This is a genomic window from Pontibacter pamirensis, from assembly GCF_010015475.1.
GTDB lineage: Bacteria > Bacteroidota > Bacteroidia > Cytophagales > Hymenobacteraceae > Pontibacter > Pontibacter pamirensis.
Genome location: NZ_SSNI01000019.1, coordinates 17,215 through 40,186, shown reverse-complemented (window position 1 = coordinate 40,186; position 22,972 = coordinate 17,215). Strand labels below are relative to the sequence as shown.

Annotated in this window: 15 protein-coding genes; 1 reads left to right on the top strand and 14 read right to left on the bottom strand. The window is 49.1% G+C overall.

Annotation, left to right across the window (positions count from 1 at the left end):
- Positions 1 to 69 precede the first annotated feature (69 nt).
- The 6 genes from E1919_RS16010 to E1919_RS15985 all read right to left on the bottom strand — a co-directional run bounded on the left by E1919_RS16010 (position 70) and on the right by E1919_RS15985 (position 13,528).
- Positions 70 to 2,049 carry an OmpA family protein gene (locus E1919_RS16010; protein WP_162054418.1) on the bottom strand — a complete coding sequence of 660 codons (1,980 nt, stop codon included), beginning with the start codon at positions 2,047 to 2,049 and terminating at the stop codon, positions 70 to 72.
- A 16-nt stretch (positions 2,050 to 2,065) separates the two neighbouring features.
- The gene (locus E1919_RS16005) at positions 2,066 to 3,028 is read right to left on the bottom strand and encodes a PorP/SprF family type IX secretion system membrane protein (RefSeq protein WP_162054417.1); all 963 of its coding nucleotides are present in this window, start codon (positions 3,026 to 3,028) and stop codon (positions 2,066 to 2,068) included.
- A 16-nt stretch (positions 3,029 to 3,044) separates the two neighbouring features.
- The gene (locus E1919_RS16000) at positions 3,045 to 7,187 is read right to left on the bottom strand and encodes an ice-binding family protein (protein ID WP_162054416.1); all 4,143 of its coding nucleotides are present in this window, start codon (positions 7,185 to 7,187) and stop codon (positions 3,045 to 3,047) included.
- A 518-nt stretch (positions 7,188 to 7,705) separates the two neighbouring features.
- Positions 7,706 to 8,665, bottom strand: coding sequence for a PorP/SprF family type IX secretion system membrane protein (locus E1919_RS15995; RefSeq protein WP_162054415.1), 960 nt, complete (start codon positions 8,663 to 8,665; stop codon positions 7,706 to 7,708).
- A gap of 2 nt (positions 8,666 to 8,667) precedes the next feature.
- Positions 8,668 to 12,408: an Ig-like domain-containing protein gene (locus E1919_RS15990; RefSeq protein WP_162054414.1), complete on the bottom strand. Its 3,741-nt coding sequence runs from the start codon at positions 12,406 to 12,408 to the stop codon at positions 8,668 to 8,670.
- A gap of 706 nt (positions 12,409 to 13,114) precedes the next feature.
- A complete protein-coding gene (locus tag E1919_RS15985; protein WP_162054413.1) occupies positions 13,115 to 13,528 on the bottom strand; it encodes a response regulator in 414 nt (137 codons plus the stop codon).
- A 320-nt stretch (positions 13,529 to 13,848) separates the two neighbouring features.
- Here E1919_RS15985 and E1919_RS15980 point away from each other — a divergent pair, with 320 nt between their 5' ends.
- The gene (locus E1919_RS15980) at positions 13,849 to 14,004 is read left to right on the top strand and encodes a hypothetical protein (protein ID WP_162054412.1); all 156 of its coding nucleotides are present in this window, start codon (positions 13,849 to 13,851) and stop codon (positions 14,002 to 14,004) included.
- Between the two features lie 204 nt (positions 14,005 to 14,208).
- On the opposite strand, the gene E1919_RS15975 is transcribed toward E1919_RS15980, so the two are convergent.
- The 8 genes from E1919_RS15975 to E1919_RS15940 form a co-directional block, all read right to left on the bottom strand.
- Positions 14,209 to 15,042 (bottom strand): anti-sigma factor, encoded by an 834-nt coding sequence (locus E1919_RS15975; protein ID WP_162054411.1) that lies wholly within the window; start codon positions 15,040 to 15,042, stop codon positions 14,209 to 14,211.
- Positions 15,035 to 15,592, bottom strand: a complete 558-nt coding sequence (locus tag E1919_RS15970) for an RNA polymerase sigma factor (RefSeq protein WP_237144478.1) — start codon at positions 15,590 to 15,592, stop codon at positions 15,035 to 15,037. Before E1919_RS15970 ends, E1919_RS15975 begins: the two co-directional genes overlap by 8 nt.
- Positions 15,593 to 15,871: 279 nt before the next feature.
- Positions 15,872 to 16,672: a ferritin-like domain-containing protein gene (locus E1919_RS15965; protein ID WP_162054410.1), complete on the bottom strand. Its 801-nt coding sequence runs from the start codon at positions 16,670 to 16,672 to the stop codon at positions 15,872 to 15,874.
- A gap of 5 nt (positions 16,673 to 16,677) precedes the next feature.
- A complete protein-coding gene (locus E1919_RS15960) occupies positions 16,678 to 17,391 on the bottom strand; it encodes a ferritin-like domain-containing protein (protein ID WP_317168235.1) in 714 nt (237 codons plus the stop codon).
- Between the two features lie 357 nt (positions 17,392 to 17,748).
- Complete coding sequence (locus tag E1919_RS15955; protein ID WP_162054409.1) at positions 17,749 to 19,758, bottom strand: OmpA family protein; 2,010 nt, start codon at positions 19,756 to 19,758, stop codon at positions 17,749 to 17,751.
- 11 nt (positions 19,759 to 19,769) lie between these two features.
- Complete coding sequence (locus tag E1919_RS15950; RefSeq protein ID WP_162054408.1) at positions 19,770 to 21,467, bottom strand: Ig-like domain-containing protein; 1,698 nt, start codon at positions 21,465 to 21,467, stop codon at positions 19,770 to 19,772.
- A 434-nt stretch (positions 21,468 to 21,901) separates the two neighbouring features.
- Positions 21,902 to 22,285, bottom strand: a complete 384-nt coding sequence (locus tag E1919_RS15945; protein ID WP_162054407.1) for a response regulator — start codon at positions 22,283 to 22,285, stop codon at positions 21,902 to 21,904.
- Positions 22,286 to 22,642: 357 nt separating this feature from the next.
- Positions 22,643 to 22,966, bottom strand: a complete 324-nt coding sequence (locus E1919_RS15940) for a circadian clock KaiB family protein (protein WP_162054406.1) — start codon at positions 22,964 to 22,966, stop codon at positions 22,643 to 22,645.
- Positions 22,967 to 22,972: the final 6 nt, after the last annotated feature.

The window sequence follows — 22,972 nt, the reverse complement described above, 5'->3', positions numbered from 1 at the left end:
TCGATTGAAAAAAGGAGGGGCTGCAGGTATATTTCCTGCAGCCCCTCCTTTTTTAATGGTAAAATCAAGTTACTTCAGAATCTTGAATTCTGTACGCCGGTTCTCCTGGTGCTGTACCTCAGAGCAAACCACGCCGTCAGTACACCTGTTAATCAGTTTTGTTTCGCCGTAGCCTTTTGCCTTGAGCCGATCCCTGTTGATGCCCCTGGAGATGATATAATCTACGGCGGCCTGTGCCCTTAGCTGTGACAGCATATCGTTGTAGCGGTTGGTCTGGCGGCTGTCGGTATGTGAACTCAGTTCTATGCGGATGTCCGGGTTGTCGTTCAGTGTCTGCACCAGCTTATCCAGTTCCTTGGCGGCATCCGGCCGAATCTCGTGCCTGTCCAGGTCGTAGAAGATGTTGTCCAGCACAATAGGCTTATCTGGTATGCTGCGGTTAAATATCATCTCCACCTTCACTGAATCGGTATTGTAGCGGCAGTCCGGGGTAATGCTCAGCGTCTGCGTCAGGTATCCGGGCTTGGTGCCTTTGATGGTATAGTTTATCCCTGCCTTTACCGGGAACACAAAGCCGCCCTTATTATCGGAGTATACCTCCAGTGGCGTGGTGCTTCCTTCTTCTGTCAGTTGCAACAGCACCTCTTCCACTGGTTCCTCTGCCTTTCTGGAGGTGCCGGCAATGGCAAAATGCTCGATGGTTCTGCCAATCAGGGTGCATGGCATCTTAAAGGATTCAAAGGTAAAAATGTCGTCGGAGCCGTTCTGCGCCAGGCGGCCGGAGGAAAGCATGCCTTTGCTGCCGGTGCTGTCCGTCAGTATCCCGAAATCATCATGCGCTGTGTTGAGCGGGTACTTCAGGTTCCTTATTATCGTCCAAGCCTTGTGTGTTCCAATGGCTTTAAACATATCCAAACCACCCATACCGAGATGTCCATCTGAAGAAAAATACAGACTACCATCTTCCCCTAAACTAACAAAGCTCTCGCGGCCGATGGTGTTAATGGTGCTGCCTGCGTTTACAGGTTTTCCCCAGGAGCCGTCGGCCTGGCGCTCGCTGTAATAGATGTCCGTCTCGCCCAAACCTCCCGGCATATCCGATACAAAGTACAGCACCTGCCCGTCAGGCGTTATGGCCGGGTGCCCGATGGAGAACTCATTTGTGTTGTTGTATTTAAAAGGCTTTACGTTTTCCCATTTTTCCCCTTTGCGCTCTGCCGTGTAAATGCCGTGGCGGTTGGTGTGGGTGCGGTTGTCGGTGCCCTTAAACCAACTGGTAGGATCAGGGTTGGTGTGACCGGCGCTGCGCTTAACCACATGCGTGCGGGTAAAGTACAGGGTGTTCTCTTTGGCCAGGTAAACAGCCGGGCCGTTGTGGTAAGCAGTGTTTACAGAGGCGGGCAGTGGCACAGGGGCGGCATAGGTGCTGTCGGAGGTGGCTTTAGCAAGGTACAGCTGTATGTAGCCGTTGCCTGTCCAGTTATTGCGCTCCGTCTGCTGCTTTTTGTCTACTACTAACCTATCGGAGGCGAACAGCAGGCCATCATTCGTTTTAGCAGGACTGAAATCTGCTCCTTCACTGTTTACTCCTCCGTGCTTCTGCACATCAAAGGATTCCGGCCGCTGCATCCATTGCAGGGCCGTGTCGCAGGAGGCCGCCATTCTCAAGGCTAAGGCAGCCTGTCCGGGTACTTTGCGGCCGTAGTCCAGGAAAAGCATTTTCGCTTTGGCATAATTGGCGTTGCGTTTCGCAGACTCGGCGTAAAGGTAGATGTTCGACGGATCAGACTCGGGAAAGGCAATGGCTTGTGCATACCAGAACTCCGCCTCCCGGCTGTTGTTCAGGATGCGGTAGCTGTCGGCAATGCGCTGCACCACCGTCAGGTTAGGTTCTCCTTTGTCCAGTATGCCTTTGTAAGCTTCAAGCGCAAGACTAAACTCGTAGTTATGGAAGAACTTGTCTGCTTGCTTCATATCCTGTGCCGTTAGCGCCACAGGCCCTCCAATTATCAGCCACAGCAAGAGCAGCAGGGTAAACTTTGTTCTCATAAGGATACGCTAAATATTATAAGTTTCGTGGCGTCAGGATGCGGCCATACTTCTTTTGCAGGAAGGTGTAGCCAAGCGATACCTCATGGCTACCGTAATTCCTTAATGCCGTCAGGCTCATGTCGTAAGAGTAACCCACCCGGAATTTTGGTGTGACATATACCTGCGCTATAACCGCGAGGGCATTTCGCTTGTCCAGCTGTTTCATCTCCTGTTTCGTGAACATAGGCAGGGCTGTACGGTAAGAAGCACCAAACCAAAGACGGTTGTACAGTAGCAGGAACGTGTTCAGATCAACACCTGTAGGACTTCGAAAATCTTCTTTTACCAGGATGCTTGGCTTCAGGCGCATGTTCCGGCTTAAGTCAAACATATAACCTGTCGACAGGAAGTAATGGCGGCGTGGGGTGGCTATCTCTGTTTCGCTATCCTTAAAAGGAATGAGGCTGGCCGCCGACAAACCCGCATAGTAGCGCTCGGTGTTAAAGAACAGTCCCACCTTCAGGTCCGGCAGTATCTGCGACACACGCCCCTGAGGTATGGCAACGTCTGGTATTTCACTTGTCATACCCGGGTCCAGTCTTGTGCCATCAAACGCGTACTGCGAGGCGCCTACCGCCACACCCAACGACAGCGTAGAGAAATGGTCCAGGTCGATGCGGGTGGAAGCGTTGGCATACACTGCTGTCTGGCGCTGAACCCCTATCTCATCGTTCAGTAGGTGCAGCCCCCAACCGAGGCTTTTGGTACCGGTGGGTCCGTCAATGCTCAAGGTTTGGGTAGTTGGTGCGCCTTCAAAGCCTGTCCACTGGTTGCGGTAGGTGGTGTTGATGTTCAGGATTTGCTTGCTGCCGGCGTAGGCCGGGTTAATCACCAGCTCGTTAAAGATGTACTGGGTATACTGCGGCGCCTGCTGCGCCATGGCAGCCGGAGCAGCCGCTATGGCCGTTAATACCAGTAGTAGCCTGAGTAATTTCATGTGCTTTGCCATCTCCTTATCTTACTATCGTCACAAATCCCTTAAAAGCTTTGTCGCTGCCATCGCACATTCTCAGGCGCGCCACATAAAAGTAGGTGCCCTCACTCAGGTTGTCGCCGTTCCAGTTATTTTTGTATGATTTGGACTTATATACTTCATTGCCCCAGCGGTTCAGAATAACCAGCTCATGCTGCGGGTAGTTCTGCAGGTTCTGGATAATCCAGGTGTCGTTGTTGCCATCGTTGTTCGGTGAGAACACGTTTGGAAAAGACACATCCGGTTTTGCCAAGTCGTTGTTGGGCACAATGCTGATTGGGTCACTGCTGCAGCTTCCGTTGCTGGCTGTCACGGAGATAACCCCTGTGCTTTCGCCGGGTGTAACGGTGATTCTGGGAGTGCCCTGACCTGACATGATTGTCCAGCCCGTCGGCACTCCCCAGGTATAGGTGGTGGCACCGGCAACGGCTTCTACCTCTACTTCATACACCAGTCCTTCGCAAGGGGTGCTGCGGTCAAAGATAGTGGACGGAGCCGCTATAGGCACGCTATTCACCTGCAGCGAAGTTTCCTGGCTGCTGCCGCACCCGCTGATGGCCACGACTGCTACCGCGCCTGCGCCCTCTCCTGTAACGACTGTGATCTCCTCTGTTCCCTGACCAGTGGTAATGGTCCAGCCTGCTGGCACACTCCATTTATAAGCAGCTCCCCCACTCCCTGAAGCTACCCTGTAAACGATCGAACGGCCTATACAAACATTCGCGGGACCTTCAACAGCTGCTGGTGCGGCAGGCACCCCCTCTGATGGCGTTATTTCCAGTTCTGCAGCACCGCTGCCGCCGCAGCTGTTTCTTGCTGTTACCTTCACTTTACCTGCAGCAGAGGTTGCCTCCACCTGAATAGTGGCAGTACCCTGCCCCGACACTATTACCCAGTCTGCCGGCACCTCCCACACGTATGAATCGATGCCTGCTGAGGCCGTTACACTATAAGTAGTTGTAACGCCTACACAAGGGCTTTGAGAGCCCGTAGTTATCTGTGGGGTAAGCGGCATTTCCTGTGGCGCTACTGCTATAGTTTTGGTACTACCGGTGCCGCAGGCATTAGCCGCGGTTACTGATAGCTGGCCTCCCTCTGTGCCTGCTGTTACTACAATGCTGCTAGTGCCTTGCCCCGAGGTAATTATCCAGCCTGCCGGCACCTCCCAGGTATAAGAAGATGCGTCTGGCAGAGCGTTAATACTGTAGGTGAGATTCGCTGTGCCCTGGCAAAAGCTGCCTTGTGGGGTATAGATGGCAGCTATGGCTGCCGGTACGGCTGCAGCTGGCACTACTGCCAGCGTAGCATTTTGATTGCTGTCCCCGCATCCGTTTACTGCTGTCACGGTAATGTCGCCTGCTGCAGTGCCGGCCTTTACCTCGATGGCAGTAGTGCCCTGTCCATTCAGGATAACCCAGCCAGCAGGCACAGTCCAGGCATAAGAAGTTGCGCCGCTCACAGCAGCTATACTATAGTTTTGAGTGCTGCTTCCACAAACAGCCTGCGTGCCAGTGATAGCACCTGGCACATCTGGAGGCAGCGTAGAGACAGTTACACTCTTCTCCACCCTCGATTCTCCGCAACCGTTGCCGGCAGTAAGGCTTATAATACCCTCAGTACTTCCTGCTTTCACCTTTACCTGCGGTGTGCCCTGGCCGGATACTATTTCCCATCCAGCAGGCACTTCCCACACAAATGTGCCAATGTTTACAGCATTCAGCACCTCAAAACCCACGGTAGCTCCCGCGCAAACATCGTTGTTTCCCTCTGATAACTGAACATTTATAGGAGCAGTAGCGACAGGGGCTACAGACAAGGCACTTTCAGGACTTGTGCCACAGGCACTTACCGCTTTAACTGTAATCCTGCCGCGGCCTGTGCCCACAGTAACCTGAATGCTCGTGCCGCCCTGGCCTGCAGTGATGCTCCACCCGCCGGGCACTGTCCATACATAAGAAGTGGCACTGCTCACAGCGGCAATGCTGTAGGTATTATTTGTGCTGCTCATACAGCCGTGCGATGTTCCGGTAATTGGACCTGGAGTAGCGGGTGCACCCTGTGTGGACGCTACTGTGATAGCACTTCTGGCACCGGTGCCGCAATCATTCACAGCCGCTACTGAAATCTCTCCGCCATTACTGCTGGCATTTACCGTAATCTGACGTGTGCCCTGACCTGCTGTAATCACCCAGCCTTCCGGCAACTTCCAGTCGTAGTTTAAAGCCGTGGCAACTGCATCAACTGAATAAATAAGCCCTACTTCAACGGCACAGGTATGTAGTGCGCCCATAATAGGCCCCAGAGCGATTGGAGCAGCTGTTACAGGCGCCACGGGTAAAGCGGTAGCAGGACTGGTGTCGCAGGCATTCTCTACCTGCACCGAAACGTTTCCTGCACTGCTCCCCACTCTTACGCTGATCCTGTTCGTGCCCTGCCCTGAGAGTATGGCCCATCCCTCCGGCACCTCCCAGCTATAGCTTTCTGCACCTGCCACAGGGCTTACTTCATAAGCGGCTGTACCGCCCACACAACCTTGTGTGGTACCGCGTATGGCGGCTGGCGCTGCGGGTGCTTCGTCGTATATCAGCACATCCAGCGCCTGCACCTCACCAGTACCGCAAGGGTTTACAGGCTGCACACGCACCTGGCCCCCGCTCCCGGTGGGGGTCACGGTAATCGCTGTCGTGCCCTGCCCGGTTACAATCGTCCAGCCACCAGGTACTGCCCAGCTGTAGCTGGTGGCACTTGCTACCGGTGCAATGCTGTAGGAAAGTGTTTCTGCGTTGCGGCATAAACTGCCGGGCCCCTCTATAAGACCAGGTTTTGCAGGCGGGCCACTTAGAGGAATTACTTCAAAGAGCCTGGCCGGGCCTTCTCCGCAGGTGTTACTGGCTGTAACTTTTATAAAGCCAGTATTTGTGCCTGCTTTTACCTGAATGCTGGTAGGGCTGAGTAAGGTATAGCTCCAACCTGAGGGCACACTCCAGGTATAGCGCGTAGCACCCGCTACCGGTGCAATGCTGTAGACATAGCTTTCATCCACGCATACCTCGCTTGGGCCTGTTACCTCCCCTGTTTCTGACAGCAGCACGCAGAAACTGAGGTTGGCGTTGTTGTTGCTCCGTATCTCATCAATCCCGTAGCCAGACACATCTGCCATCAGGAAACCGGAGCCTGCCATGTTTAGTCTAACGGTGATAGTGAGCGTGGCTTCCTCTTTGTAGTTCAGGTTTCCTGCCGTCCAGGTGTTGCCGTCAAAAGAAGTGCCCGCCTTAGAGGAGGTGTAGCTCAACAGGTTGCCACTATACTGTACCGGCACCATAACACCGTTTTCGTTTACAGGGCCATTGTTCTTAATCCGGATGGTGTAAGTCACGGTTTCACCGAATTCATACGTGTTCACACCTTTAGAGCCAGGTGTCTTGCTTACCGTTACTCCTAAATCCGCAGGAAAATGAAGCACGTTGTTCGTCAGCCTGATTTCTCCTTGTGTGGCTATCAGGCGCCCCTGCAGTTGTGCCCCTTCATTTAGGGTAATATTACTTTTGGAGAAAATGTTTCCGATGGCAGAAGCACCTCTTCTCACTGTCACCTCTTCTTCTACTACCCAGTAAATATTGATGCTGCCCGCACCGTTCAGCATTTCATATTCTGCCCTTTGAATTTGAAGCTTATTCGCAACCTGAATGATGAACACAGCATTTTCCTGACCCTGTCCGTTAAAGGTCAGCTTTCCGTTGAGACTGGCATCTCCGTTAACGCGGTACACGCCTGGAGTTAACGTCCTGCCTCCGAGGTTTCCATCGTTCAGTGTAGCAGTCGGGAGCTGGCTGGCCAGGAAAGCTTGTGCCAGGAGCGCCTCTGCCAAGGCCAGTTCTGCATACAGATTCTGCTCATGTTTTTCTCTTTTAATTTCTCCCGGCGGAAAACCCTCTATAGGCCCGTCAGAAGTACCAACACTTGCATTCACGACAGTACCACCCTCATTCACTATTTTTTGCGATGCAAGTGCATTAAATTCATAAACGGCGCCAAGCGAAGGAGCAGTTTGAGCAAAGGCAGCAAGTGAGAACATGCAAAAGCCAAGCAGCAGGAATATGACTTTTCTTAAAAAGCTTCTCATTAAGTCCTATCGTAAATATTATTCAATCTAATATCCTCTTCACAAATGTTTAACGATTTTATTTCTTTGGCATATTGTATAATATCAATCACTTACACCTATTTATTTTTATAAGCACACGTAAGCAACACAATCAGCAAATGAAATATTTATACAAAAAAGTGGTTTAAATACTTTATTGGATGTTATATCTTTTAGTCTTGCTAAATATCTAAAAACAAGAGTACAATACAAACAGGATCCTAAAATTTTACTTTTCTAGGCATCAAATCACTATGCAATTATAGCGATAAATAAATATACTTGCTTGATATTATTTTATATAACCAGAAATTAAATTGCAAACGGGAGTTTAAAAATAGAACTTAGCCAATACAGTGCTGCGTATAAGCAGGAAAGAAAGCTTTTGATTACCAGACATTGTTTAACCACAGACAGAATAAACATAAAAAAACGGCAGCGGCACCTCCTAGAGAAGTGCCGCTGCCGTTTTTTTATGTTTACTTGCTATGCCTTGTTTACCACACCCACTGTGGGCAGATAATACGGCGGTCGTTCAGTAGTTTAAATCCAATAACAACTTCGTGCGTGCCGGCGCTTACTCTGTTCAGGCTGGAGGTGGTGGCATCGTAAGAGTAGGAGACATCAAGCAAGGGACTTATATAAACACCCAGCATGCCTACCAATGCATCATTATGGCGGTAAGAAGCTCCCACCCAGAAACGCTCATCGTACAAAACGCGCACACTGGCGTCAACAGAAAGAGGGCTTGGGTCAGCCAGTTTTACCATCACCGAAGGAATCACATCGATACGCTCCAGTGGCTCAAAACGATAGCTACCCGTTAAAAAGTAATGCCGCTGCAATTCCAGGGCAGGATTTTGGCTTCCCTCCGGCTGAAAGCTGCCCGAGTTTTCCAATAACTGAGCCCCTGACACGCCTACAGAAAAGTTTCTGGAATATACCCAAAGGCCCAGGTTTAAATCAAATACATTGTTGTTGATATCTCCCCCGCCAATCAAAGGATCATTTGGGTTCGTAAACTGCAGTTCCGCGGAGTTTATGGAATTCCGGATTAAGCCTGCCGCTGCTCCCGCTGAAACGTTAATAGACGTCGTGATCGGCAAATGGTAGGCATAGGAGAAATTGACACCCGTCCTGCGGAGTGGCCCTGTCTTATCGGTATGCATCGAAACTCCTACACCATGGTGTGCCAGGGCCCGGTGGTACCTATTGCCGGATGCTCCTTTGTTCAGTGGCGTATGCGCTGTAACATAGTAGGTGGTAGGCGCGCCGTCTATGCCAACCCACTGCCGCCTGTTGCTGACCCTGATGTCTGCATAATCCTCGATGCCTGTAATAGCAGGGTTAAGCAGGAAATTGTTAAGCATATATTGGCTGTACTGCGGGCGCTGCTGTGCCATGCCCTGCATGGCCAGTGCCATAAAAACAAGTATAAATAGAAGCTGCTTCTTCATGTTTAGCGGATAATGGTCACATTTCCGGAAATAGGCTTTTCGGAAATGTTGAGGTAAATGATGTAGTAGTAGGTAGCCACTGGTAAGGCCTCGCCGTTATGGGTGCCATCCCACGGCTCGTTGTAGCCGCCGGAAGTGCTGAATATGATATTGCCCCAACGGTTGAAAACCTCCACCCGCATGTCCGGATAGGCCTCGTGGTTCTCGATCTCCCAGATTTCGTTTACGTTGTCGTTATTCGGCGTGAAGGCGTTTGGTATAGTAATGGCCGGTATAACCGTCACAGTCACTTCGTCGGTAGCGGTGCAGCCTTCGGCCGTTGTGATGGTCAGAATATAGGTGGTGGTTTCGTTTGGCGTGGCAATCGGACGAGCTATATCCGGGTTGTTTAGGCTCTCGGCTGGCTCCCATCTATATAACACGCCTCCACTACCCCGCAACTCAGCTGTTCTGCCTTGTATAATGGTTACATCCGGGCCAGCATCGGCCACAGGCGGCACAATGGTTACCGTCACCTCCGTGCGGGCGGCGCTGGTACAGTTGGTCGCATTAACGGCCTGCACATAATAAGTCGTGTTCTGCTGCAGGTTTGGTGTTTCAAATATTAGCCCTACAAATACCGGCGACCCTCCTGTAGGAGCAGTATACCACTCAATGGTGTTGCCGTTTGCGTTGGCTACCTCTAACGTAGCAGAACCGTTCGGGCAGGCAGTGGCGTTCTGCACCGTCAGCACCGGGTTTGCTGGTAGCGGCGTAACGCTGATCTCGATTGGCTCTGAGGATCGTGTACAGCCTTCAGAACTGACGGTGCGCCTGAACCAGGTGGTCTGGCTAAGTGTAGGCGAAGTGTAGTTAATTGCAGCATTGTCGCCTGGGGCTGGATTGAAGCCAACATCCGGGCCGCTTGTGCTGCTTTCCCACAGGTAAGTGTAGGTGCCTGTGCCGCCTGTTGGCGTGCTGCCTCTAAACTCAACCGTAGTCTGCTCTGCGCATACTGTAGACTCCGTAGCGGTAATGGTATTGTTCAGGATACCTTCATTTACCTCAATGGTGACCACATCACTTGTATTGGGAGTACAGTCTCCCGCTGATACCACTCGTCTATAGTAAGTGGTTGTAGAAATGTTGCCCGGTGTATAGCTCTGGCCCGTGTTGGTGCCGGCTGCAGGTGTAAATCCGCTGTTTGACCCAGTGGTGCTGCTTTCCCACAGGTAAGTATAGTTGCCGTTACCACCTGTCGGAGCAGAGCCTGTCAGTACTTGTGGTGGAGTGCCTGTACATACCTCCTGGTCTTCGCTGATGGTATTGTTCGCGAGGGCAGGGAAAACGGTGATACTAATTGGCTCTGAGTAAGCGGTACAGCCACCTGAGGTAACAGCACGCCTGATCCACGTCTCCTGCTGATTTAAAGCACCAGCCGGAATAGTATAGTTTTCCCCGTTATTTGTGCCCGGAGCGCTTACGAACCCTTCAGCAGGTCCGTCGGTGCTGATTTCCCACATGTAAGTATAAGGAGCACCTCCTCCGCCTGTAGGACGCGACCCGATAAGTGGTGCCGGTGTATCGCCTTCGCAAATCTCCTGGGCAGGACCTATGGTATTGGCACTGGCTGGCACTGGGTCAACGGCAATAACGACTACCACATTACTGGTGTCGGCTGTACAGTTTCCGGAGAATACAAGACGCCTGAACCAGGTATCGGTGGTTACCGGCACAGTTGGGGTATAGTTAATGTTGTTGTTTACACCAGGCGCCGCTGTGAAGCCTGAAGAAGGACCTGTGGTGCTTAGTTGCCAGGTATAGCTGTATGGCACACTGGTATCGCCGCCTGACGGCGTGCTGCCAGTGAGTTCAGCGGGTGTTTCCCCCACACACACATTCTGAATTTCTTCTTCGTCAACAGCAATGGTATTATTAGTTACAGCTGGCTCTACACTAATAGCGACAGGTGCTCTTGGGCCGACACACTGTATCCCATTCGCCGTGTCTAACGCAGCCACATAGTAAGTGATATCCGCAGTAAGCGGAGGGGTTGTGAAAGATGGCCCCACCTCAATAGGAATAGCTGCCGGTGCGTCAGAGTTAAACCATACATAAAAAGGTCCTCCGCCTGATGGTGTTAGCGTTACCGTATCGCCGACACAGGCAGTGCTCGGTGCCTGTATCGTTGGTCTTGCCGGCTGCTGTAGCACAACCACTTCCTGTGTTGGAGGCTCCTGTCCCTGGTAAATGTCATTTGAGCTACCACACTCGTTTACAGCCTCCACAGAGACAGTATAAGTACCGGGCGTGGTAAAGTCGTATTCAAAATCAAAGGTGTCTGAGTTGAACGTGCGCGTGGTGCTTGTAGGGCCGGAAATGGTAATGGTGACCGTAACTTCCTCGCCCAGGTTCTTGTCTATCATCAGACCTCCGCCACCTGAGCCGCCTGCTCCCGGAATAGCGCCTCCGCCTCCGCCAGGACCACTGCTACTGTAATCGATGGTGGTAGGGCCGCAAGTGGTAACACTGGAAGGAATTTGCACCTGTGGCCAGCCCACTACAATACTTTGCGAGGTGGTGTCCGTGCCGCAGCCGTTCTCCACTATCAGCTCAATCTGGTAAACGCCTGATACGTCGAATATAAATACAGGATCTGGAGAGGTGAGTGTGCCTGACTCTAAGGTATAGCCCTGGTCCGGCTGCACCGCCCAGGTATAGGACAGGTTGCCGCCCGAAGAACTATCGGTTGGCGTTACGCGCACAGGTACGCAGGGGGGTATCTGATCTTCCTCCACCCGCTCCTTGTTATCCAGCGTGAAGTCTGCTTTAGGCTCCTGACTTAGATTAAACTCCTGCGTGAATACAGTTTCACAGCCGTTGCTGTTTACAGCCCGAATGCTGATGGGGTAACTTCCTATGGTGTCGTACGGTTCCGGAGTTTCGATTGGAAATTGGTTGGGCAGGTATTCTACCTCGCCCTCTCCTTTTCCCCAATCTACATAGTAGCGGGAAATGTCGTCTAGAAAAGGGGCTTGTGTGGTGTTTGTGATAGTAGCAACAATAGAGGTGTCTCCGGGTTCAACGGAATCAGGCAAACACACTTGGAAATCATTGGCTTCTGTGAAGGAGATCTCAGGCGCCTGCCTTATACTGATGGACTGGGAGAGCGTATCAGAGGAGCACCCTTGCGGATTTACACCATACACCTGCACATCAACGGATTCTGTACCTGTTCCTATAGACTCAAACGTTCTTGTGACAGGCGTAGATCCTCTTGTAGATTCTGTATCGCCATCCCCAAAGCTCCAGACATAGATAACGTCTTCAGTTGGGTTTGTTATATTGAATTCAAGTTCAGTACCGGAGCAGATAGTGCCTGTTGGGGAGATATTAAAAGTAGGACGTGCGGGCTGTGGATCAACAGTTACAGCAAAATTTCCGGAAGAGATAACCCCTGTACAACTTGCCCCCGTTGCCTCTACTCTATATGTACCACCTTCGTTCGTTTCGTACGAAGATCCTGTGGCTCCATCTATGGCCTCTCCATCCAGGTACCATTGATAGCCATTAGCATCAGGCGTGAAGTTATTTCCTGGTCTTGCTCTTAGTTCAATGTTCTCGCCCTGGCATATATTTGAAGATTGGTCTGTTACGATGGATACAGTACATGCAACAGTGGTTTGGGCCTTAGATTGCCCCACAAACAGAAAGCACAGCAGCAGCCAGCAGATGTAAAAGTGCTTTTGTATAAGAAAATGCATTAGATCGAAGTTAAGGGTGAACTATGGGCTTAGTTTGTTTCAGAGTATGCATCACAATTATAATATACTATCAAGTTAGTAATTAGTAGCCTGGCTCCAGCTATGAACCAAGTGAAAAGGGCCAGGTTAAAGGGATCAGCATCCCGGCTTACAGAAAGAGAACCGACGGTTGAGGGCAAATGTACCCAATACCTCTATTGTCAAAAGCTACAAAAGGTTACATAGCGGCTTATATTTTATCAGAACAAATATCTAACGTTCTAAATGCTTGCAAATTGCATTAAAACCTTACATAAAAAAGGCGTGCTGTACCGCCAGAATTGCAGCACGCGCCTTCAGGTCTAAGGTTTGCTTTCTCCGCTACAAACAGCTTTTGCACTGTCTGAAATTCAGCCGCACCAAAATATCGCCAAAGCTGATTCTGTAAGCTTTTCGCAGCACTGCTAAAGTAGTCAGTTCCTGTGAAGAAGATTTTTCCTGAATTGCCCTCTAAAGTTAATGATTTTAATTGAGAGGCTTTTGATCTGTATTCGGTACTCTGTGGGAGAGCATGGAGAATGGGCTATGTGGCCCTTCCTGCAAAGTAATTCAGGGGCTTGAAGTCAATGCTGGTTGCCCTTCCACCATATTTAGCTTATCAAGGGGGGAGAAGAATACTTCATACAGAAGTATAAAGCCGTAGCGGGGAAACTACAAAGGAGATTAATTAAGCAGCTGTACAGGCTCGCTTCTTGTCTGAAGCAAGACTTAAAAGGTAGCTCACATGGTCCTGGGTTAGAGGCTTTGTCAGGAAGCCCTTTACTATGGGGCAGTGCAGCGCTTTGTCGCTGTCTAGGTAGCTTTCCGACGTCGTCAGCAGCACGACAATAGGAGCATTGAATTCAGGCGTTTTCTGAAGCTGCTGCAAGGCCTCCAGAAATACAAAACCGTCCATCACGGGCATGTTCACATCCAGCAGGATGAAGTCCAGCGGTTCCTTTCTTATCAGTTCCAGCGCCTCATTCCCGTTCCGGGCCTCAAACAACTGCACGGCCGCATTAGCCTGGCGAAGCGTGCGTGCGCTTAAGAAATTGCTCGTCGAATCATCATCCACAAGCAACACTTTCCCTAACTCTTGCATGGATCCACTCTGTTTAAACTAGTTGACACCTGAGCATTATACTACAATTTTTGGAATTTAGTTCTAAATTATGAAAGTATAATACTAATACGCAGAATTTGTAGAATATATTGTGTATGTGCAGAAAATAGAGAAGTTATTTTCAGAAGGAGATTGGCAGCTAATTACATTTAGGCGGTTAGCTACAACAGATTAAAGCTCTCAAATATCTAATAATTTCGTCGGGGATTTAACTGCCATTGCTGATTTTTACCGTATCGGCAGCTTCTAGTTTATTCTAAAGTCAACTTTATTGGAAACAGAGAGGCAATGTTCATACAATGCAGGCTGACAGTTACTTTCCTCCTCTAAAAGAAAACCGCTACCTTTTCTCCTGTGCAAGTGCTGGCCAGTCGGACGGAGAGTATTACGCCCCACAGGGTCTCAACTTAGTAGGCATCGAGCGGAAGGGTGCGCAGGACCACCTCTTCCAGTAAGCACAACAGTAAGGAGAAGCAAAGTGAACTCGGGTCAGGATGTTGACGCGCTGGCAGGCATTAAGTTTATACCTTGCACCTTACCCTGCTATTCATTTAACAGTGTTGAGCTAGAGAAGTGGAGGCCTTAACGCTACTTTACCTTGATTGGATTTGTGTCAGCTTGTTACAGGACGAGGAACTTATGCGAGTCTAAGCATAGAGCTATGACTCAACATTTCCCATCACAGTAAGCTGCTCCAGTGTGGGCACTTCGCTTCCGCCCGCCGGCTCAAGAGTCACGGCGAAAGCCTGAGCGGAACTGACGCTCTTCATCTGCTGCAGGCTCATCCTGCCTCCCGGAGCCTGAATCAGACCAGCATCGACAGGTTCGCCATCTTTTAGCGCCCACAACTGGTACTGCTTGCCCGCAGGCGGTGCCGGCAGGGTAACCGCATCCACATACACCTGTTGCCGGCTTGGGTTCCAATATACCAGCATGCTGGCCTCCGGGTGCGCCTCCACTCCCTGCAGCCTCACAGGCTTGAATTCAGGGTTCCGCAGAATCGAGAGCGTCTCCGCCTGTTTCTGCAACTGAAGCGATGTGTTCCTGATATTTTGGGCAAGTAACTGCTCAGAGGCAATGACACCCGCCAATCTTTCCTCTGCATGCTGCCATTTTGTATAGAAATGAAAGCTAAGCGCGCCGGAAAGCAACAGTAAAACGATGCTTGCAGCAAACATCCACCTGTAAGCAGAGGATGCTTCGCTATCTACAGGATACAGTGGCTGTACAATCGGTTCCTCGGCTGGCAGGGCACGCTCTTCAAACCCATGGTTTTCAATTTCCTGCATAACCCTCCCTTTTAGCTCAGGCCTCGGTTGAGCAGCGTAGAGCGCTGCATAAGCTTCCATGGCCGCACAGGCCTCGTCCAGGGCAAGCCTTATGTCGGGAGAAGCGGCGGCACGGCGTTCCACCTCCTCCCGTTCTGCCTGGGTCAGCCCCCCGGCAGCATACAGTTCCAGGACCCCGGACGCTATATAGTCTTGGTTATGCACGGCCTTTAAAGAATTTTGCTAAAAACTTCACTGCGCTGCGGGCTCTGGTCTTCACTGTTCCCAATGGGATGTTGTATTCCTCCGCAATCTCGCTTTGTGTCAGCCCCTCGAAGTACATCAGGTCAATGACTTGCCTCTGCTCAGGATTCAGGCGCTCCAGCATCTCACGAACACCGACATGCTCCGGCTTAAATTCATCTGAGTAAAGCCCGGAGCGCACGCTTCCCGCTATATCCTCCGTCATGTTGTTCACGCGGTGCTGCTTCGAGCGGATTACATCAATGGCTTGGTTCCTGCAGATGTTTATCATCCAGGTAAACAGCCGCCCCTTTGAAGCATCGTAGCTGCCGAATGAGTTCCATATCTTCACGAACGCTTCCTGCAGCACATCCTCGGCTATCGCTTCTACCTTGACGATCTGCAAAACAACCCCATATAAAGTGGCACTGTACATGTCGTACAGCACCGACATGGCTGAAGTATCCCGGGCACGCAAGCGTGACACCAGGTCCTCCTCAGTTAGTTTAGGTATGGGTTGTTGATCAGCCAATGAGTCTACCTATATAAGTATGCCATGATGAGGGTACACGTAAGGTAACAAGTATATCGTAAAGTATACACAGTGTGTGTTCTTATTTTGGATAATCCCTAAACTGAATGGAGGTAAAAAAGTTTTAAAATGTATATGTGAGAGTATCGTACCATTTGAAGGATTAAAATTGGGTTGAACATTTGTGTAGCTATAAACTCATGGAAAAGGGCCACTCTAGGCAGCCCTCTTTTACATCGGTTGGTAAACAGCTAATTGATTAGTTGTTTCAGATTTTGATTATTCGAACAGTGAGACAATTTCAACAACCTGCTCTTTGGTCAGCGGCTCATCAAACGCTGCGGTGGCAATTTCTGCAGAATAGCCGCCGCCAAGTGTTGTAATGTCATTTACACTGCCTTGTGAAAGGTTGTCTTCGCCGGCATAAACTGGTTGGGCACCGGCAGGTACGTTGCTGCTCTCCCCGGCACTAATAATCCAGGCTGGGTTACTGCGCATGCGACGGATATGGGCCGCATGGCGTGCCTCTACCGAATGAATCTGTAGAGCAGCCGTGAGCACTGCGTCGTTGCTGATCAAGTTAGCTGCCTGGCCCTTGTAAGCACGCACACCCGTGTCCTCAAAAGCCTGTGCCAAAGTCAGGAAAGTCTGATAGTTAGTGTTCCAGTCCGGAAAGTTCTTGCCGAAATTAAAAGTAGGCTCGCTTATAGGAGTAGCATTCAGGCTCTGGATGGTCGCTATCAGCAGGTCTACATGCGCCGCCTCGTGCATCTGGATTGTTTGTATAGCGGTTCTCGCCGCGCCGTCCGCTATTAACCCATCAGCCGCTAAAGCCTGTGTATAGAAATTTCGCTCCAGGTACTCTAACTTGAGGGCGAAATTAAGCACCTCCAGGATCATGCCGTTGCTTTGACCATAAGCCTTCTGGAAAATAGAACCGAGCGCCAGAGGAATTGCAGCCAGTGTGGCCTTTTTACCAAAGGTGCCAAGGTTTTTAAAAGCATTCCGGCGTGAGTCAAGTCTGTTATATACCTCAGAGTCTACCTTTTCTATGTCTTCTATAATTCTGAAAATGTTCATGGCTGTTATTTTGGTAAGTTGTTAGCAGAAATTTTTGTGGTTATAAAGGCGGAAGCTGCTGCCAGTACATCGGCAGGCATCATTGCAGGGTCAAGGCCGTTGTCATCGGCCGAATCGGAGAAGGTGCCGTTTGAGATAAGATCGCGGATAACGGCAGCATGGCGTGCCTCCACCGACACGATTTTACCAGCCAGTGTAAGGAAGCCTGCATTTTCCAAAAACTTTCCCGCACCGTTGTAGGCGGCCACCCCCAAGTCTTCGAAAGTCCGGGCGGTAGTTAAGATGCTGTTTTTGTCATTGAAGTTGACGGAGCTGAAATCTACCTCCAGGTCTGGTATGGCGGAGGAGCCCAAGGCCGCCTGTAGGAAATCCCGGTGAATGGCCTCATGGCCTTTCAGGTCCTGCATAATCTGCTGTTCCGATTGGTTGAACATGCTTAAAGATTTTGCAACAACCTCGTTATAAAAAGCCGCCTCCAGCTGCTCCAGGGCATAAGCGTAGTTTAGAATACCTGTATCGCCAGAACCAAGATCAACTGCCATTGGGTCGGTTGGCGGCATCACGTCATCATCTTCATCGCAGGACGTAGCAAAAAGAAGGGTGGTAGCTGCAGCGGTTGCGCCTGCATAACGGAAGAACATCCTGCGTTGCATGGGTACCACAAGGGAGTTTTTCAGGCTGCCGTCTTTTCCAGCAGGACTGTCGTGTAGTTCTTTCATAATTTTGTACTTATCAGTAAAACAAGAATTAAAGAGGCTACAGGTAAAGCGCTTATCCTGTAGCGTTGCAAGACCTACGAGGGAGAGTAAAGGACTGGATTTAGGTAAGTAGAGAAATATTTTGCCCTAAAAACCCTGTAGAGATGGCAAAGCCCGCTCGATAGTGTGGGCTTTGCTGCTGTTGAGCGCTATGCCACAATATAAGCTCTCATGTCTCGGGTTAGTCTTTAGGAATGGTATTATCGTACTTTTTAGGATTGCGTAAATTCACTTGACTAGTAGGTAAACTATTATAAAAGCAAAAGCCGTCCATTCAGACGGCTTTTGCTTTTATAAATACTGGAATATCTTGGTTGATTATTTCCCGGGGACAATATCAATTATAACTGTTCTGTTATAAAAACGCTCTTCCGGAAACTTGTTATTGAATGGTGACAGATTTTTATCTTCGCCAAATCCCTGCACTTCAAACTTCACATCTTTTCTACCTGCTTTCGCCAAGCTGTTTTCGATGATCCTTTTCACATCATTGGCTCTAGCTAAAGACAGGTTCCTGTTCTTCCCTTCATCTCCGATGACGTCTGTGTGGCCATGGATGATAACCTTGCCACCCTGGGGTATTTTAGGCGTCACAATCTCGGTCAGGTATTTTTCATAGGTGGTTATAGCCTTTGAATCGTTGAACTCATAAAGCACGCTGTAACGCTGGCCTTCTTCGTCTTTTGCCGGGGTCCATAGCACCATGTTTACAGTAGCCACTTTCTTTTCGATGGTGCCATCTTCTTTCGTGCCCAGCATGGTTACAAGGTAAGTTCCTTTCGGGCGGTTTCCTAAAATGGATTTGCCGGGTATGCTTACAGTTTCCTGCATGTAAGGTCCTAAATTCTGAACGACGCCTTTGTCATCTGTTATCTCCATAGACCATGAAGTATATGCTTTGGCTGAACCTGCTGTAGTAAAAGTAACATAGGAATCAAGTGGGGCTTCCTGTATAGCCATTATCTCCACTGGTTTCAGGGCAGCTTCCGGGCCACTCTGGAACTCCATCAATAAGGCGGGTGAGTTACTTTCAATAGACACACGACGGTCACCTTCACGGAGCAGTTCCAGTTCTTTTGTACCACCTGGTTGCTCAGAAGGCAGTTTAGGTTTGTTACGTCCTTCAATGCTGATGCGCGAAGCGTCGATACTGAATGTGTTCACAAGGTAGCTTTTCACCGTTTCAGCCATTACCTTGCCTTCCTGCGGGCCATTTTCAGACGAGCCGACCAACGTTATAGTGGATGCTGGGTTTTTGCCCATACGGTCACCTAAAATGTTGAGTACATTGTAGTATACCGCCATTTCGCGCTCTGAACGGCCAGACAGTGTTTTAGGAGTAAATACTTCCAGTTGATCTTCCTTAAAATCTTTTACCTGGTCTTTCTCTAATAGCACATACCGGTCTGGAATGGCAGTAGAACCTTGGTTAAAGAACACATAGTTACGAAGCGGGAATGTTTCTCTTACTCTTCGGTCTGCCGTGATGTTGGTAGGAGAATCAACAGAGAACTGTACATTGTTTACAACTGTAGGCGTGTTCGCTTTTCCACGTCCGAATTTAAGGGCGGCACCTACCCGTAAGGTATTTACCGTCATGGTCTCAATACTGCGTGGCGACTGGCCAAAGTATGGCTGGTACGTCACGAAAGGAGAAAGTATAAGCTGGTTACGATTATCCTGTGAGTTAAGCGGAATGTCGTATCCGGCCCCAACCTGCATCGAAAGAAGCGTTTGTTTTACATCACTCAGGTCACCATTAACAACAGGGTTCTTTTCCTGATCCGGGTAAGCTGGGTTAATGCCTAGTTCGTACCTAAACTCCTTTTTCACATTGAAGGCTAATCTTGGGCCGCCCATTAAATAGAAACCTGATGCTTTAAAAGGGGCGAAGCGAAGACTTGGCTCCACTGTGATATAGCTAAGCTTAGTGCTTAGATCCACAGGGCAATCACATGGGGTAATTTGCTGATCGAAGGTGCCTCTGCGGCTGTCGTAGCCTGTTTGCAGCATAAGCCCCCATCTTGATTCCGGACGACGGTACTCTATAAGTGGTGCCGCGAAAAGACCAACGCCATTGCCGTTATGGAATGCTACTGGCGGAGTCAACTGCGCGTTCAGCTTCTGGGTAGAACCGCGGTAGAAGTTAAAGTTTGCACCGGCTGCTGCGCCAAACCACCACGATGGTTTGGTGAACGGAGCATCCTGCGCCTGTGTTTGTACCTGTATTCCGGTGATGAGTAAGGTACTTAGCGCTATACTTGTAAGCGTAAGCTTAGAGGCAGACCACGCTTGGCGCGATCCGGTATTGTTATTTTTGATGGTCATTTTCGTGTTGATTAAGGCTTCTCAATGATGTTGGTATTGGTCATGACTACCGCGCCGTTCAGCGCCAGCATTCTACCTACTGCTCTGGCACCTGAGTTCATGGTGATAGAGGTAAGGGCAAGCACGTTTCCTTTAAAGGATGTGCCGTCGCCGATGGTGGCGGAGCTGCCTGTTTGCCAGAAGATGTTTTTAGCCTGTGCGCCGCCAGTAAGTATAATGTTACCGCCTGCACCACCAACAGTGGTAAAGTCTGAAGCTATTTGGAAGATCCATACTGCATTCGGGTCGCCTTGTGCATCCAGTGTTAAATCACCGGCCTGTACTAATAAAGTAGAAGTAGATTTGTAAATACCCGGGGCAAGTGTTTTGCCACCCTGGTCGCCAGCTACTGTGGCTGGTGCCGGAGAAGATGCGCCTTCAGCAAAGAGGTAAGCTTCCAGCAGATCCTGCTTCGCCTCTAACAGCATGGCGGCAGTGCCCGGAGGTGCAATGTCATCGGATGCGTAAATGGCGCCGTTCACAACAATTGCCGGCGGAAAACCAGTTACGGATGAGCGAACACCCGGTGTTATACCCACATCCAAGTTTCTGATTTCACTAAATCCTGCATTGTTACTGATGCCTACACCAGCAAAGATGCCGAAGCGGCCCGCAGTTTTCAAATCGACTCCCATTTGTGGTGTTGCCGGTGTACCTGGTTGAGAGGTATTATTGGCTACCGTCGTAAATGTCCACTCATAGTTGTCGGCTAAGGCTATATCATTTGTGCTCTTGGCTGCAGTAGTGATGGTAGCAGTATAGGTAGTGTTAGCAGCCAGGTTATTGGCAGGAGTGAAACTGGCCGTTGTGCCGGTGTAGATAATGTCGCCAGCCACTGTTGTTGTTCCTGTTTTCAAAGTAAAGGACGTTGCCGTGAGTGTTGAAGGATTCATACCTTCGCTGAAATTGGCAGTAATCACTTTGTTAAGAGTAACACCAGTAGCCTGGTTAGTAGGGTCGGTAGCGGTAACAGTGGGTACGGTGTTAGGTTTAGTGGTAAAAGTCCATACATAGTTACTTACCAGAGGGGTGCCTTCTGTGTTTTTGGCACCAGTTGTTATGGTTCCGGTATACACTGTATTTGCTTCCAGGTTACTGGCAGGCGTAAAGACAGCTGTTGTGTTGGAATAGGTAACTGTTCCTGCAACTGCGGTTGCACCTTGCTTTACGGTGAATGTAGTCGTGTTCAGCGTCGAAGGGTCCATGGGAACACTAAAGGAAGCGGCTATTGCTTTATTTAGCATAATGCCCGTTGCCGTATTCGCCGGGTCAGTAGAAACTACAACAGGCGATACAAGTGCACCGGTACTGAATGTCCATACATGATCTCTTTGCAGGGCATTGCCCATCAAATCTTTCACTGATGTTGTTACCCTACCTGTGTAGGTAGTAGCGGGTTCAAGGCGGTTGGTTGGGTCGAAAGAGAGCGTGTTGTTTTCAGTGTTGTAGGTGATGGTGCCGGGAACATTCTCTGAGCCTACTAACGAGAAGGATGTTTGGTTGATTGTTTCAGGATTGATTTTCTCGTTGAAAGTAACCGTTACTGTCTTTTCCCGGGATACCTCCGTGGCGCCATCTTCAGGGCTGGTGGATAAAACAACAGGGCAGACGCCAAAACTTTCAATGAATGTATCTTCCTTACATCCGGCAATTACAACAACCGATGCCATAGCAAGGGATGTCAATAGTCTTTTTAAATTCAATGTGGTAAATTATTAATGTTCCGTTACTGGCGGGTGTGTGCATCTTATACTACGCACAGCTTTATGATATTACAAAGATGGGGCTGATCAGATTGTGATGTGTTACATATTGATACGTATATATTACATAAATCACATGTTTTGAAAATAACTTAAATTGATAGTCGATTTGGCTTCAAGGTTTAGGTTGGAAACAGAAAATGCGTGGTGCAGCATAGGAAACGCTGCGTCTTAGATGAATATATAAGCAGGGGAATTCTGGAGAATAGAGTTGACCTCGCCTTTAGGTACAAGTTATTTGAGCATGCTGCTGCACCAGAACTTCACTATAAGGGTTGAGTGAAAGGAAAGTTTATTAGTGTGCAAGCCATTGTCTATTGGTACAAATAAATAGTCTGAAACTAGTTGGCAAGTATCGTTAGCAGGTGTTCCTCCGTCAATGGCTTTGAAAAGTAGACAACATGGGGACTTTCCACTGACCAGTCCAGCACTTTGTACTGAGAATTGCTGCTGTTGAGTACTACCCTTGTGACTGCATAGTCAATCAGCTTGAGCCTTGCTATTTCCTTGTAAAACGTGATGCCACTCATAAGCGGCATCTCAATGTCCGAGATAATGACCTGTGGCAGTTCACCACTTTCAAGGCCTCTTTTGATGATCTCTAACGCCTCTGAGCCATTACATGCGGTGACAATCTCCCCGACTATTCGATGCTTTCTCAGCTGGTACTTCAGGAGATAAATGTAGGTGGCATCATCATCTATCAGCAATATATTTTTTTTCATCTTTTTACTATTGCGTCAAAACAGTGACCTTTGCCAATGCAATGAAGGGTTACTAAAGATTGAATGTTCGGTGGCAGGCAATTCTGAAACGACTATAGGTTCAACGATTATTCATGTATCAACCGCACCACGCCTGCTTTACCTTAAAATTGAAACAAAATGTTTCTCAAACTGGAATCACTAATTAAATAAGAGTGTAAAAAATTCTCAAAACCCATTTTAAAACGACATTGCTGAAAATATAAGCTAAGAAGATGAAATCTTTGGTGATTGAGAAAAAATTGGAAAAGCTATATGTATACTTACAGGCAATGTTAAATTTTCAACTTGTAGTTACATTGCACATAAGCTTGAACTTTATTTGTGCATACTAGAAATCCCTAATCCGGCTAGTACGCGGCTTCTTACGTTAAGGGCTCCTATAATACGGTTAACTGGTGTTGGCATCATTCTAATCAGGGTAGGAATAGCTATAATACCTGCTTCTTCTGCCTTATCAGGGTCTTTCTGTATATCAATTATTTCAAGCTGATAATTACCATCTAAATTTTCCTTGCAGATTTTAAGAAGTGTGTCGACTGCCTCAATTGAACTGGGACTGTGTCCGTTAATAAAGAGCTGAAAAACATGCATGCTCATAAATTGAATAGATTGGCTAAAAGTGCCGGTAAATGCCGGCAAACATGG

Coding starts and splice junctions, on each gene's coding strand:
- E1919_RS16010 (WP_162054418.1), bottom strand. CDS start 2,049: ATGAGAACAAAGTTTACCCTGCTGCTCTTGCTGTGGCTGATAATTGGA.
- E1919_RS16005 (WP_162054417.1), bottom strand. CDS start 3,028: ATGAAATTACTCAGGCTACTACTGGTATTAACGGCCATAGCGGCTGCT.
- E1919_RS16000 (WP_162054416.1), bottom strand. CDS start 7,187: ATGAGAAGCTTTTTAAGAAAAGTCATATTCCTGCTGCTTGGCTTTTGC.
- E1919_RS15995 (WP_162054415.1), bottom strand. CDS start 8,665: ATGAAGAAGCAGCTTCTATTTATACTTGTTTTTATGGCACTGGCCATG.
- E1919_RS15990 (WP_162054414.1), bottom strand. CDS start 12,408: ATGCATTTTCTTATACAAAAGCACTTTTACATCTGCTGGCTGCTGCTG.
- E1919_RS15985 (WP_162054413.1), bottom strand. CDS start 13,528: ATGCAAGAGTTAGGGAAAGTGTTGCTTGTGGATGATGATTCGACGAGC.
- E1919_RS15980 (WP_162054412.1), top strand. CDS start 13,849: ATGCAGGCTGACAGTTACTTTCCTCCTCTAAAAGAAAACCGCTACCTT.
- E1919_RS15965 (WP_162054410.1), bottom strand. CDS start 16,672: ATGAACATTTTCAGAATTATAGAAGACATAGAAAAGGTAGACTCTGAG.
- E1919_RS15960 (WP_317168235.1), bottom strand. CDS start 17,391: ATGAAAGAACTACACGACAGTCCTGCTGGAAAAGACGGCAGCCTGAAA.
- E1919_RS15955 (WP_162054409.1), bottom strand. CDS start 19,758: ATGACCATCAAAAATAACAATACCGGATCGCGCCAAGCGTGGTCTGCC.
- E1919_RS15950 (WP_162054408.1), bottom strand. CDS start 21,467: ATGGCATCGGTTGTTGTAATTGCCGGATGTAAGGAAGATACATTCATT.
- E1919_RS15945 (WP_162054407.1), bottom strand. CDS start 22,285: ATGAAAAAAAATATATTGCTGATAGATGATGATGCCACCTACATTTAT.